Below are 13,412 nucleotides of genomic sequence, written 5' to 3'. Positions count from 1 at the left end.
GCACGAAACGCCCAGGATGGAGGACATGCCCCGAATCGTCCTGAGGACCGTCACCGCCACCGCCCTCACCGCCGCGCTGCTGACCACCGCCGCCTGTTCCGACGACGGCGGCGGCAGCGGGCGGAGCGCGGAATCCGCCGCCCGGGACGCCAAGCCCCTGAAGTGGGGCGAGTGCCCGGCCCCCACCGCCCTGGAGGGCGGCGGGCAGGTGCCCGGCAAGGACTGGCAGTGCGCCACGCTCGACGTCCCCCTCGACTACGCCGACCCCGAGGGCGAGACCATCCCGATCGCCCTGATCCGGGCCAAGGCCCGCGACCCGAAGAAGCGCCTCGGCTCGCTGGTGTTCAACTTCGGCGGCCCCGGCGGCTCCGGCATCACCACCCTGCCGGGCGCGGCCAAGGAGTACGAGGCCCTGCGCGCCCGGTACGACCTGGTGAGCTTCGACCCGCGCGGGGTCGGCCGCAGCGCCCCGGTGCGCTGCGAGGACGACCGGCAGCTGGACGCGTACTACGCGCAGGACTCCACCCCCGCCACCCCCGAGCAGGAGAAGGCCTTCCTGGACGGCATCCGCACCTACCAGAAGGCCTGCGAGAAGAACTCGGGGAACGTCCTGCCCTACGTGGGCACCGAGAACGCCGCCCGCGACCTGGACCGCATCCGCCAGGCCCTCGGAGACGAGAAGCTGAACTACTTCGGGATCTCCTACGGGACGGAGCTGGGCGGGGTGTACGCCCACCTGTTCCCCGAGCGGGTCGGCCGGGCGGTGTTCGACGCGGTGGTCGATCCCACGAAGACCTCGGAGGAGGGCTCGCTCGGTCAGGCCAAGGGCTTCCAACTGGCCCTCGGCAACTTCGCCCAGGACTGCGTGGACCGGGGCGACGCCTGCCGGCTCCAGGGCAGCACGGCGAAGGAGATCGAGGAGAACGTCATCAAGCTCCAGAAGCGGCTGGCGACGCACCCCATCGAGGGCATCGGCGGTCGCATGCTGACGGAGGGCTCCGCGACGAACGGCATCGCCCAGGCGCTGTACTCCAAGGAGCTGTGGCCCCTGTTGGAGCAGGGCCTCGACGAGGCGGAGGGCGGTCAGGGGCAGTTGCTGATGGCGCTGTCCGACGCGCTCAACGGTCGGGACCAGCAGGGCCGCTACAGCAACATCGGCGCGGCCAACACGGCCATCAACTGCGCGGACTCCAAGGACCGTTACACCCTGGAGCAGACCAAGGCGAAGCTCCCGGAGTTCCGCGAGGCCTCGCCCGTCTTCGGGGAGTTCCTCGGCTGGGCCATGCTGGGCTGCACGGGCTGGCCGGTCCCCGGCGCCTGGGAGACCCCGGACGTCTCGGCCCCCGGCGCGGCCCCCATCGTCGTGATCGGCAACACCGGTGACCCGGCGACCCCGTACGAGGGCGCGCGCAAGATGGTGGAGCGGCTCGGCAAGGGCGTCGGGGTGGAGCTGACGTACGAGGGCGAGGGGCACGGCGCGTACAACAGCGGCGACCCGTGCGTGCAGGAGGCGGTGAACCGCTACCTGCTGGACGGGAAGGTGCCGGCCGCGCAGACCGTGTGCAAGGCGGCCCCCGCCACGACCCCCACCGCGACGGCCGGCACGACCCCGACCGCGACCGCGACGCCCTGAACGGTGCCGTCCCGAACGGTGACGTCCGCATAGTGACGTCCCGTACGCGAAAGGCCCGAGGGGGCCCCGCCCGTCACCGGGCGGGGCCCCCTCGGGGGTGGAGCGGGTCGGTCTAGTAGACCGGCTTCTCGGGCTCGATCTGGTGGACCCAGCCGATGACGCCGCCGCCGACGTGGACCGCGTCCGCGAAGCCCGCGGACTTCAGGACCGCGAGGACTTCCGCACTGCGGACACCCGTCTTGCAGTGCAGGACGATGCGCTTGTCCTGCGGCAGGTCCTGGAGGGCGGTGCCCATCAGGAACTCGCCCTTGGGGATCAGCTTCGCGCCGGGGATCGAGACGATCTCGTACTCGTTGATCTCGCGGACGTCGATGATCTCGATCGGCTCGTCGTTGTCGATCCACTCCTTGAGCTGCTTGGGAGTGATCGTGGAGCCGGCGGCCGCCTCCTGGGCCTCCTCCGACACGACGCCGCAGAAGGCCTCGTAGTCGATGAGTTCCTTGACGGTGGCGTTCGGGCCGCAGACCGCGCAGTCGGGGTCCTTGCGGACCTTGACCTGGCGGTACTGCATCTCCAGGGCGTCGTAGATCATCAGGCGGCCGACGAGGGGCTCGCCGACGCCGGTGAGGACCTTGATGGCCTCGGTGACCTGGATGGAGCCGATGGACGCGCAGAGCACGCCCAGCACGCCGCCCTCGGCGCAGCTGGGGACCATGCCCGGCGGCGGGGGCTCCGGGTAGAGGCAGCGGTAGCAGGGGCCGTGCTCGGACCAGAACACGGAGGCCTGGCCGTCGAAGCGGTAGATCGAACCCCACACGTACGGCTTGTTCAGCAGCACGCAGGCGTCGTTGACCAGGTAGCGCGTGGCGAAGTTGTCCGTGCCGTCGACGATGAGGTCGTACTGGCTGAAGATCTCCATCACGTTCTCGGCCTCGAGCCGCTCTTCGTGAAGGACCACGTTGACGTACGGGTTGATGCCCAGCACGCTGTCGCGGGCCGACTCGGCCTTGGAACGGCCGATGTCCGCCTGGCTGTGGATGATCTGGCGCTGCAGGTTCGACTCGTCCACCTCGTCGAACTCCACGATGCCCAGCGTGCCGACGCCGGCCGCGGCCAGGTACATGAGGGCGGGCGAGCCGAGGCCGCCCGCGCCCACGGCCAGCACCTTGGCGTTCTTCAGGCGCTTCTGGCCGTCCATCCCGACGTCCGGGATGATCAGGTGGCGGGAGTACCGACGGACCTCGTCAACGGTGAGCTCAGCAGCTGGCTCTACCAGGGGTGGCAGCGACACGGGGACTCCGTAGATTGCTATGTCTGAACGGTGGTTCTTCCCGTAACACTGCCACGCCCTTCTTCATTCCGAGACACCCGGTCCGATACGTGAGACGATTTCGTCCCAGTAGGCGGGCATCGAAGCCCAGGGGTCCCGCTCGGCGCCACCGCGCCGGTCCGTGAACCAGATGGTCCCGGCGCCCTGCCAGCGCGCGATGCGCAGGGCCTCCTCCAGGTGACCGCGGGGCACCCCGTGCACCAGGTGACAGAACCGGTCGGCCGGATGATCGGCGGTCCACTCCGCGACCTGGGACCACCGGTAGTCGTCCCATCCCCCGCAGAAGGTGACCAGTTGGTCCGCCACCTCCGCGTACCCCTCGCACGGGTGCGTGCCGTGGCCCAGGACGATCCGCATGCCGTCGCCGAGCCCGCGCAGGGCCTCGCAGACGCGCCGGACCCCGGGGAGTCCGCTCCGGTCGGCCGGGACCCCGGCCAGGTAGAACCCCGACGCCCCGTACCAGTCGCGGAAGCGGTGGGCGTCGGACAGCAGCTCCCCGAAGGACCGGCTCCCGTCTCGCATCGCGAGATGCCCGAGGAGCGCCCCGCCCGCCTCGCGCAGCTTCGCGGCCGCCTCCGAGCAGTGCGGGTCGGGCCGCCCGCCGGGGCCGTCGGCGACGTTGAGCACCGCCCAGTGCAGGGGCGTCCCGGGGCGGGTCAGCTCGGCCCACTCCACCGGGGCCAGCAGCGGGTGCGCGTAGCCGGGGATGCCGAGGCCCAGGCGGCCGGCCTCGGTGCCGGCCGCCGCGGCCCCGGGCGGGGTGGTCAGATGCGGCACGCCGCCTCCATCCAGATGTCCGCCAGGGATTCCTCCAGGTTGATCCGGGGGCGCCAGCCGAGCCGGTCGCGGGCGGTGCGCACGTCGGCCTGCTGCCAGGCGCCGCAACCGTCCGGGTACGGGAACGGCTGCGGGGCCGCCGCGGCCAGCTGCTCCGGGGTGGTCTCGGAGCGGGGCGAGCCGATCGCGGCCAGGCTCTGGGGGCGGCCGGGGTGCCCGTGGTGGCGGTCCGCGCCGTGCGGTACGTCCAGTTCGTGCAGGGCCCCGCCGTAGCCGGCGACCCGGGCGAGGACGGCCGCCGCGTCGCGCAGCCGGACGGCGCGACCGGTGCCGATGTTGACGACGCCCTGGGCCGCGGAGAGCGAGGCGGCGTGCACGGCCCGCGCCACGTCCCGTACGTCGACGAAGTCGCGCTGGACCCCGAGGCCGCTGAGCTTCAGTTCGCCGTCGCCGGACTGCATGGCCCGGCGCATGGCCTCGGCGAGCCGGCCCAGCGGGGAGCCCGCCGGGGTGCCGGGCCCCACCGGGGAGAAGATCCGCAGTACGACGGCGTCGAGCCCGGAGCCGAGCACCAGCTCGGTCGCGGCGAGCTTGCTGACGCCGTACGGCCCGCCGGGTCTCGGCACGGCGTCCTCGGCCGTCGAGGATCCGGGCTGGCTGGGCCCGTACTCGGCGGCGCAGCCGAGCTGGACGAGCCGGGCCCCGCAGCCGCTGCGGCGCAGCGACTCGCAGATGGTGGCGACGGCGACGGTGTTGTGCCGGGTCAGTTCCCGGGCGCCGCCGCGGGTGGCTCCGGCGCAGTTGATGACGACGCCGGGGTGGACGGCGTCGAGGAAACGGGTCAGCGCGCCGGGGCTGCCGGTGGCGAGGTCGAAGCGGACGTCCGCGTCGTCGCCGCGGCCGAGGGCCGTCAGCTGGACGGCGGGGTCGGCGAGCAGCCGGTCGGCCACGTAGCGGCCCAGGTAACCGTTGGCTCCGATCAGCAGCACCCTCATCGCGCCGCCCCTTGGTTCGTTGGCTGGCCGGTCATCCTGTTTCTCCTTGTCGTGGGGTCGGTGTGGCGGTACGGCGCTTCGGCGTCGGCTTCCGAAGGGCTCAGGGGCGCGCGTGTGCGGAGGCACGGGACAGCGCGACGACGGCGTGGACGAGCAGGGCCGCCGCGGCGGCCGGCGCGGCGCCCGGCAGGGGCACCAGCGCGAGCGCCAGGGTGAGGGCCGGCGGGACCCGGTGGGTGCCGTGGACCAGCAGCAGCCGGACCAGGAACAGCAGCACCGCGAGGGGGACGGCCTCCCCCGGGGCGGCTCCGGTGAGCGCGGCCGCCCCCGTGGCGGCCGCCGCGAACAGCAGGAGCGTCCCGAGGAAGAGGGGGCGGGCCCCGGCGGCGAAGTCCTCCAGGGCCCGGCTCCCGGCGAGCCGGAGCCGCGCGCGGGCGGCGAAGGAGGTCGCGGCGAGGTGGCCGGGGGCGACGGTCAGGGCGAGGGCGGCGCCGAGGGCGGGCCCGTGGCGGTGGACGGCCCAGGCGGTGACGGCCGCCGCGAGCAGGTGCGCGTACCAGGGGAAGCGCCCCGCGGCCCGCCCGGGCCAGACCAGGGCCCCGGCGGTGAGGAGCGCGGCGAGGAGCCCGGCTCCGGGGGTCCCGGAGGCGAGCGCGGCGAGCGCGAGGGCGCCGGGCAGCAGGGCGAACCCGAAGCGGCGCAGGGCCGGCGGGCGGGCCGGGGGTCCGGCGGGCGGTGCGGTCGGGGCGTCGCCGCGGGGGGTGCGGGCGTAGAGCTCCTCGGCCAGGGAGAAGACGTCGCGGTGGCGGAAGCGCGTGGCGGCCCGGTCGGTGAGGCCGTGGGCCTCCAGTCCGGCGGCGATCTCCAGCGGGTCGACGGCCCGCTCGCACAGTTCCCGGTGGCGGTGCAGCAGTGCCTTGACGGGGTCCCCGCCGGGCCGGCGGCGCACCGCGGGGGCCTGCGCCCCCGGCGGAACGGCGGACGCGGACGCGGACTCCGACGCGGTCGGGATCGGGGCCTCCGGGACCGGGATCGGAGCCGCGTCGTCGTGCGCCGGCGCGGGCGGCCGGGTGAGGAAGGGGCCGTGGCCCCGGTCCAGGGTGGTCACAGCGCCGCCTCCGATCCGGGGCCGGGGCCGGCCGCCGCCCAGGTGGGTGTCGTCCAGTGGCCCGGTACCCGCGCCTCGGCGGGACGCTCGAACGGGACGTCCCCGTCGGGACGTTCGGATCCGCGCGCCAGCAGCGCCAGGTAGCCGTCCCGGAAGGCGGCCACGTTCTGCTCGACGGAGAACAGTTCCAGGGCCCGCGCCCGGGCCGCCGCCCCGAGTCGCTGGGCGCGCTCGGGTTCCCCCAGCAGGGCGAGGCAGGCGTCGGCCAGGGCCCGAGGGTTGCGGGGCGGGACGACGAGTCCGGTGCCCCCGATGACCTCGCGGACGGCGCCGGTGTCCGTGGACACCGTGGCCCGGCCGCAGAACATGGCCTCGGCCAGGGTGAGGGGGAAGCCCTCGATCACGGAGGACAGGACGACGACGCGCCCGGCCCCGTACGCCTCGGCCGGCGAGGGGACCTCGGGGCCGCCGATCTCCTCGAAGCTGACGGGGCTCTCGCCCACGGTGCGCGCGTCGGCGGCCTCGTCGGGGAAGAGCTGCGCCGCCAGGGAGCGGCAGTCGGCCAGGTAGTCGGGCACGGCGCCGGTGGCGAAGATCCGCAGGCGGGTGCGGGGGGCGCCGCGGCGGACCTCCGCGAACGCGTGCAGCAGGGCGACGATGTCCTTGGCGGGCTCGATCCGGCCGACCCACACGAGGGTGTCGGGGTCCCCCGCCTCGGGGTCCTCCCCGACGGCGGCGAATCGGTCCGCCTCCATGCCCGGGTACACCGTGCGCAGCCGGTCGCGGGAGGCGCCGCAGCGCTCCTGCCAGCGACGGGCGTGGGCGTTGCCCGGGGTGAGCAGGTCGGCGCGGGCGTAGATCTCCCCGGCCAGCCGGAGGTGGAAGGCGGCCAGCAGCGCGCGGACGGCCGGGCGTTCCTCCGGGTCGCGCACCAGGTAGTGGGAGCGGAGCCGGACCCCGTACTCGGTGACGAGCAGGGGGACCCCGAAGAAGCGTTTGGCCAGCAGGCCGGGGAGGGCCGCGACCCCGCCGGCGGTGGCGTGGCAGACGTCGGTGGCGCCGAGGCCGGGCTCCTCGTACCAGTCGAGGGACAACGGGCGCAGCGCGCGCTCCAGTTCGTCCACGAACTCCAGCAGGTCCGGTACGCGGGCGGCCCGGATCTCGCGGGAGGCCCCGGGGGCGCGGCAGGCCGATTCGACGGTGCGCACGGCCGTCTCGGAGCGCAGGGCGGCGTACATCCCGCCGTGTTCACGGGCCAGGCGGGCCAGTGCGTACAGGCCGCCGGCGAAGGCCTCGGGGTCGGCGGCGCAGACGCCGCGCACCAGGTCGGCGAAGGAGTCGGTGAAGCGGCGGCGTTCGCGGCGGGCGTGGGTGCGTCCGTCGTCGGCGGGGGCCCACAGCGGGGCCGTGGTCACCCGGGTGACGTGGTCGGGCAGCGCGACCCGGCCGGCCCCCTCCTGTTCGGCGCTGCGGCTGAGCGCGTAGAGCTCGAACTCGTGTTGCGGGAGCCCGCGCACGAGCCGCTCGCACCACAGCCTCGCCTCGCCGGCCACATACGGATAGCCGCCTTCGGTGAGCAGTCCGATCCGCACGAGTGGCACCCCCGTTCTCCCGTCCAGGCGGCCTCCGTCGGTCCGGTGACCCGCTGCGGGAGAACTCAAGCGGATGGGTCGGTGGCGCCGCGGACGGATGTCCGTCGCGCCACCGGAAGGGGTGAAGAGTCGTAACTTTCCCGTACGGTTCGCGTTCGAGCACGCTAGGAAAGGGTGTCGCGCCGCGTCAGGCGAACACCTCCCGCCGCACGGAGCGGCGCTCCGCGGCCCGCCCCGGTTCCAGTGCCGGTACCGCGGCCAGCAGCTGCCGGGTGTAGGGGTGCGCGGGCCGGTCGTACACCTCGTCCACCGGCCCCTCCTCGACGATCAGGCCGCCCCGCATGACGGCGACCCGGTCGCTGACCTGTCGGACCACCGCGAGGTCGTGCGCGATGAAGACGAGGGCGATGCCCAGCTCCCGCTGGAGTTCGGCGAGCAGGGCGACGACCTGGGCCTGGGTGGTGACGTCGAGGGCGGAGACGGGTTCGTCGCAGACGATGAGTCGGGGCCGGGGCGCGAGCGCGCGGGCGATCCCGATCCGCTGGCGCTGGCCCCCGCTGAACTCGTGCGGGTAGCGGTCGTGGTGCGCGGGCTCCAGGCCGACCCGGGTCAGGAGTTCCCCGACGCGGGCCCGGATCGCGCCCTCGTCGCGTTCCCCGGCCGCCCGCAGGGGGTCGGCGACGGATTCCCCGACGGTCCGGCGCGGGTTGAGGGAGGAGACGGGGTCCTGGAAGACCATCTGGGCTCCGGGGGCGACGCCGGACACCTCGACGCCGTCGTGGCGGACCTGTCCCGAGGTGGGTTCCAGGAGTCCCACGAGCATCCGGCCGAGGGTGCTCTTGCCGCTGCCGGACTCCCCGACGATCCCGAGGGTCCGCCCGGCCTCGACGGCCAGGGAGATCCCGCCGACCGCGCTCACGCGCCGCGCGCCCCGGCCGAACTCGCGGTGGAGGGAGAAGGCCTCGACGACGGGCGCGTCGGACGGGGCCGTACGGGCGCCGGCCGTACGGGCGCCGACCGGTCGGGCCGGTCGCGGGCCGTCGAGGCGGGGCACGGCCGCGAGCAGCTCCCGGGTGTACGGGGCCTTCGGCGCGGTCAGGATCCGGTCGACCGGGCCGTGCTCGACGGCGGCGCCGTCCCGCATGACCAGCAGTTCGTCGACGCTCTCCGCGACGACGCCCACGTCGTGGGTGACCAGCAGCAGGCCGAGCCCGCGCTCCTCGCGCAGTTCGTGCAGCAGGTCCAGGATCTGCGCCTGCACGGTGACGTCGAGGGCGGTGGTCGGCTCGTCGGCGATGAGCAGCCGCGGCTCGCAGGCCAGGGCCATGGCGATCAGGGCCCGCTGGCGCATGCCGCCGCTGAACTCGTGCGGCCGGGAGCGGGAGCGGCGCGCGGCGTCGGGTATGCCCACCCGGTCCAGCACCTCGACGGCCCGGGCCCGGGCGGCCCGGCGGTTCGCGCCGGTGTGGACGCGGTACACCTCGGCGATCTGGTCGCCGATGGCGTAGTAGGGGTCGAGGGCGCTCAGCGGGTCCTGGAAGACCATCGCGGCGGCGGCGCCGCGCAGTCGGCGCAGTTCGCCCGACGGGGCCTTCGTCACGTCGGTGCCGGCGACCCGGACGGTGCCGCCGAGGCGGGCTCCGGTGCCCCGGTGCAGGCCGAGGAGGGAGGCGGCCACGGTGGACTTCCCGCTGCCGGACTCGCCGACGATGCCGAGGGCGCGCCCGGGGCGCAGGGTGAAGGAGACCCCGTCGACGGCGCGGACGTGGCGGCCCGCCCCGCCGACGGGGAAGTCGACGGTGAGGCCTTCGACCTCCACCAGGAGTTCTTCCGTCATGCGAGGGCCACCCTTCGGTCCGCGACGGCGTACAGCAGGTCGGCGACGGCGCCGGCGATGACGACGGCCGTGCCGATGGCGAGGACGACGCCGACCACCACGGGCAGGTCCACGACCCGTACGCCGTCGATCAGGGTCTTGCCGAGGCCGGGGATGCCGAAGAGGGATTCGGTGAGCACCGCGCCGCCGATCATCGTGCCGAAGTCCACGGCGCTGAGGGCGATCACGGGCGCGACCGCGCCGCGCACCGCGTGCCGGGTGACGATGGCCCGCTCCCCCACGCCGTAGGCGCGGAAGGTGCGGATGTGGTCCTCGGCGAGGGTCTCCAGGGTGGAGGCGCGGGTGACCCGGGCGTACTTGGCACTCTCGAAGAAGCCGAGCGTGACCCAGGGGAGCAGCAGGTTCCAGGCCCACTGTTCGGGGTCCTCGCCGAAGGGCACGTAGGTCGGGAACGGCAGCCAGCGCAGGTGGGCGCAGACGACCATCAGCAGCAGCAGGCCGAGGATGAAGACGGGGGTGCCGGTGCCGGCGAGGGTGAGCACGGTCAGGGCGCGTTCGGTGAGGCCGCCGCGGCGCAGCGCGGACAGCAGCCCGGTGCCGACGCCGACGACGAGCCAGATCACCATGGCGCCGAGGGCGAGCGAGAAGGTGGCGGGCAGCCGCTCCAGCAGCAGCTCGGTGACCTGTCGGTCGTTCTGGTACGAGAACCCGAGGCAGGGTGCGTCGCAGCGCACCACCAGCCCGGCGCCGCCGGCCGCGTCACGGCCCGCGACGATGCCCTGGAGGAAGTGCAGGTACTGGGTGAACACGGAGTCGTTCAGGCCTAGTTGTTCACGGACCTGGGCGATCTGGGCCGGGTTGCAGCGCTCTCCGCAGGCGAGCCGGGCGGGGTCGCCGGGGACGACGTAGAAGAGGGCGTAGACGGCGACGGACAGGGCGAGCAGGACGATCAGGGCGCCGCCGGCCCGTTTGAGCACGAAGCGGGTCACGCCGTGCGCTCCTTTCTGGTGCCGACCCGCAGGCGCGAGCCCTCGCGCGGGTCGAGGGCCGTGCGGACCGCGTCGCCGAGGACGGTGAAGGCCAGCACGGTGACGAAGAGCAGCCCGGCGGGGAGCAGGACGTAGGTGGGGTCGGCGCGGAACCAGGTCTGCGCCGAGGAGAGCATCTGGCCCCAGGAGGGGGTGGGGGGCTTGACCCCGACGCCGAGGAAGGAGAGCGAGGCCTCGACGACCATGTTGGTGGGGACCTTCAGCGCGGCCAGGGTGATGACGGGGGCGGCCAGGGAGGGCAGCAGTTCGCGGCGGGCGATGCGCAGGGTGCCGTTGCCGGAGAGCCGGGCGGCGTCGACGAAGTCCAGGCCGCGCAGGGCGAGGGTCTGGGCGCGTACCGTGCGGGCCGTGCCGCCCCAGTCGAGGAAGCCGATGACCAGGATGAGCAGCAGCGGGCGCGGGAAGTCGTTCGGGACGACGGCGGTGAGGGCGATGGCGATCACGAGCATGGGCAGGGCGATCATCACGTCGGTGACGCGTCCCACGAGCTGCCCGAGGAAGCGGTTGCCGAGGGCCGCGGTGAGGCCCGCGACGACGCCGACGGCGACCTGGAGCGCGGTGGCGCCCAGCGCGACGAGCAGCGAGACCCTGGCTCCGTAGAGGAGTCGGGTCAACAGGTCGCGGCCGGTGCCCGGTTCGACGCCGAGCCAGTGGTCGGCGGAGACTCCGCCGAAGGAGCCGAGGGGGACGCCGCCGCGCGCCGAGTCGACGAGGTCGTCGTGGTAGGTGTTCGGGTCCTGGCCCGTGAGCTGGGCGATCAGGGGCGCCGCGAGGGCGAGGAGGACGAGGAGCGCCAGGACGGCGGCGGCCGCGACGGCCGCGGGGCGGCGGCGCAGCCGGTGCCGTGCCCGGCGCGCGGCGCCCGCCGCCGGGGTGGGGGCCCCGGCGGCGGACTCCGGCTTCGTGGTGGTCACGCTCACTTGACGGCGACCTGCGAGACGTCGAGGACTCCGGTCCAGTCGCTGATCACGACGTTCTTGACGTCCTTGCCGACGAGGCGCTTGTAGACGGGGTGGAACAGCGGGACGTCCAGGGCCTGCTCGCCGATCTTCTTGTCGAGCGCGCCCCAGCGCTTGCCCGCCGCCGCGAGGTCGGTGAGCTTGGCGATCTCGTCGATCTCGGCGTTGACGGCCGGGTCGTTCAGCTGGGCGTGGTTGTAGTTGGAGCCGTTGGTGACGATCTGCCGGCCGTCGAAGATCGGGGCGAGGAAGGGGCCGCCGGAGGGCCAGTCGGCGCCCCAGCGGGAGAGGAAGAAGCCCGGCGTGTTCTTGGCGTCCCAGCGCCGCTCGTTGAAGGCGTTGGTCTCCAGGCCCTCCAGCTTGACGGTGATGCCGGCGGCGGCCAGCGCCTGCTGGATCGCGGTGGCGACCTCGGGGCTGGTCTGGCGGTTCTGGGCGGTGGAGTGCGTCAGGGTGACGGTGAGGCCGTCGGCGAAGCCCGCCTCCTTGAGGAGCTCCTTGGCCTTCTCCGGGTTGCCCGTCCGGCCCGCCGGGAAGTGGTCGTAGGCGGTGAAGCCGAAGGCCTCGCGCTCGGGCAGGAAGGTGGTGGCCGGTTCGGCGAGGGCGGAGCCGCCGGCCGCGTTGATCACGCTGGTGCGGTTGACGGCGTAGGAGATGGCCTGGCGGACCTTCGGGTTGTCGAAGGGGGCGACCTTCGGGTTGAAGGCCAGGTAGTTGACGTAGCCGAAGTGGCCGGTGCCGACGCGGGCGGCCAGCTCCTTGTTGTCGCCGATCTGCGCGAGCTCGGCCGGGCCGAGGTTGGTGTCGGTGGTGACGGCGGCGGCGTCGGGACCGGAGCTGGTGGACAGCCGCTGGTTGATGACGGCCGCGTCGAGGCCGGAGCGGACGTCGATGCGGTCCGGGTAGGCCTTGCGCTCCTCGTCGGTCTTCTCGTCCCAGTGCGGGTTGCGCTCCAGGGTGAGGTGCTCGCCGTCGTTGTCGTTCTTGACGACCTTGTACGGGCCGGAGGAGACCGGGTGCTCCTCGTACTTGACGCCGGTGTCCTTGCCCTTGGGGACGGGCGCGAACTGGGTCTGCGTCGCGAGGAAGGGGAACTCGCCCTCGGGCTTGCGGAGTTTGAAGACGATGGTCCTGGCGTCGGGCACCACGATCGAGTCGAGGCCCTTGCCGCCGTCCTTGTACGGGCCCTCGTAGGCCTCCCCGCCGACGAGCCAGTCGCGCAGGTAGGGGGCGCCGCCGGAGAGTTCGGCGGCGAAGGAGCGCTCGATGCCGTACTTGATGTCGGCGGTGGTGATCGGGCTGCCGTCCTCGTACTTCAGCCCGTCCTTGAGCGTGTACGTCCACTCCGTGGCGTCGGCGTTGGGCTTGCCGAGGTCGGTGGCCAGGTCGGGCACGACCTTGGCGCCGGCCGGGCCGTCCTCGCGGTTGCGGGTGGTCAGCGTACGGAAGACCAGGCTGGGGACGTTGCCGCCGCCCGAGGTGTAGAGGCGGGCCGGGTCGAAGTCGCTCTGCGGTTCGTTGTTGAGGACGGTCAGGGTGCCGCCCTTCTGCGGTGCGGCCCCCGGTGCGCCCGACGTGCCCGCGCCGGCGGCCTTGTCCGCGGCGTCCTCGGGGCCGCAGGCCACCGCGCCCCCGGCCAGTACGAGGCTGACGGCGGCGGCGACGACACCGCGCGATATGTGGGACTGACGGACGGATCCGGCGGAGAACATGGGAAGGGGGACCTCTCGGCGTGGTGGCTGGTGCGGAAGGGGCCACGCGAGGGGCGGAGTTCGAGAAGACGTCGATCGCGACCGGACCGGAGCCGATCGGGCCGGACCGGACGGGTGTCGGGTCGGGACGGATCGGATCGGATCGACGTCGGGAAGGCCGCGCCCGCGGGCAAGGGAGGTGCCCGGGCGCGGTGGGAGGACCTGGAGGGAGAGAGGTCGCGCGCTCAGGCGGGCGTCAGCGACAGGAGATGTCGGCCACGCTGTGCGCGGCCACACCGAGGAGCGCCAGCTCGATGGCGGCGCTCGCGGCGGTGGTGTGGCTGTGCGACATGCGCAGAACAATGACCGATCATCGGACGCCTGTCAACGAAAGCCGACGTCCGAGTGGGTCGACGATGACCGGACCGCCTTCCCGACGGA

General features: G+C 73.9%; 11 protein-coding genes. 1 reads left to right on the top strand and 10 read right to left on the bottom strand.

The features are described 5' to 3' along the window. The first annotated feature begins 25 nt into the window (after nt 1–25). Nucleotides 26–1,633, top strand: coding sequence for an alpha/beta hydrolase (locus AB0D01_RS02690; RefSeq protein WP_363053165.1), 1,608 nt, complete (start codon nt 26–28; stop codon nt 1,631–1,633). Nucleotides 1,634–1,745: 112 nt separating this feature from the next. Here AB0D01_RS02690 and moeZ read toward each other — a convergent pair whose 3' ends face one another. From moeZ to AB0D01_RS02640, 10 genes are all read right to left on the bottom strand, one after another. Further along, entirely contained in the window at nt 1,746–2,924 is a 1,179-nt protein-coding gene (moeZ, locus tag AB0D01_RS02685) for an adenylyltransferase/sulfurtransferase MoeZ (protein ID WP_363053164.1), read from the bottom strand. A 63-nt stretch (nt 2,925–2,987) separates the two neighbouring features. Next, the gene (locus AB0D01_RS02680) at nt 2,988–3,740 is read right to left on the bottom strand and encodes a spherulation-specific family 4 protein (RefSeq protein ID WP_363053163.1); all 753 of its coding nucleotides are present in this window, start codon (nt 3,738–3,740) and stop codon (nt 2,988–2,990) included. Further along, nucleotides 3,728–4,735 carry an NAD-dependent epimerase/dehydratase gene (locus tag AB0D01_RS02675; RefSeq protein ID WP_363053162.1) on the bottom strand — a complete coding sequence of 336 codons (1,008 nt, stop codon included), beginning with the start codon at nt 4,733–4,735 and terminating at the stop codon, nt 3,728–3,730. The genes AB0D01_RS02680 and AB0D01_RS02675 overlap by 13 nt, the downstream gene beginning before the upstream one ends. Nucleotides 4,736–4,835: 100 nt before the next feature. Beyond that, entirely contained in the window at nt 4,836–5,843 is a 1,008-nt protein-coding gene (locus AB0D01_RS02670) for a hypothetical protein (RefSeq protein ID WP_363053161.1), read from the bottom strand. Then, nucleotides 5,840–7,435, bottom strand: a complete 1,596-nt coding sequence (gene pelF, locus AB0D01_RS02665; protein WP_363053160.1) for a GT4 family glycosyltransferase PelF — start codon at nt 7,433–7,435, stop codon at nt 5,840–5,842. The genes AB0D01_RS02670 and pelF overlap by 4 nt, the downstream gene beginning before the upstream one ends. A 187-nt stretch (nt 7,436–7,622) precedes the next feature. Next, nucleotides 7,623–9,272, bottom strand: a complete 1,650-nt coding sequence (locus AB0D01_RS02660; protein ID WP_363053159.1) for an ABC transporter ATP-binding protein — start codon at nt 9,270–9,272, stop codon at nt 7,623–7,625. Further along, nucleotides 9,269–10,261 (bottom strand): ABC transporter permease, encoded by a 993-nt coding sequence (locus tag AB0D01_RS02655; protein WP_363053158.1) that lies wholly within the window; start codon nt 10,259–10,261, stop codon nt 9,269–9,271. The genes AB0D01_RS02660 and AB0D01_RS02655 overlap by 4 nt, the downstream gene beginning before the upstream one ends. Further along, nucleotides 10,258–11,235, bottom strand: coding sequence for an ABC transporter permease (locus AB0D01_RS02650; RefSeq protein ID WP_363053157.1), 978 nt, complete (start codon nt 11,233–11,235; stop codon nt 10,258–10,260). Before AB0D01_RS02650 ends, AB0D01_RS02655 begins: the two co-directional genes overlap by 4 nt. A gap of 2 nt (nt 11,236–11,237) precedes the next feature. After that, nucleotides 11,238–12,992: an ABC transporter substrate-binding protein gene (locus AB0D01_RS02645; protein ID WP_363053156.1), complete on the bottom strand. Its 1,755-nt coding sequence runs from the start codon at nt 12,990–12,992 to the stop codon at nt 11,238–11,240. 235 nt (nt 12,993–13,227) lie between these two features. Continuing rightward, on the bottom strand, nt 13,228–13,323 hold the full coding sequence (locus tag AB0D01_RS02640) for an Ms4533A family Cys-rich leader peptide (protein WP_363053155.1): 96 nt from the start codon (nt 13,321–13,323) through the stop codon (nt 13,228–13,230). Nucleotides 13,324–13,412: the final 89 nt, after the last annotated feature.

It is taken from the genome of Streptomyces sp. NPDC048606 (genome assembly GCF_040650855.1).
GTDB lineage: Bacteria > Actinomycetota > Actinomycetes > Streptomycetales > Streptomycetaceae > Streptomyces.
This window is presented reverse-complemented; position numbering and strand designations above follow the sequence as displayed.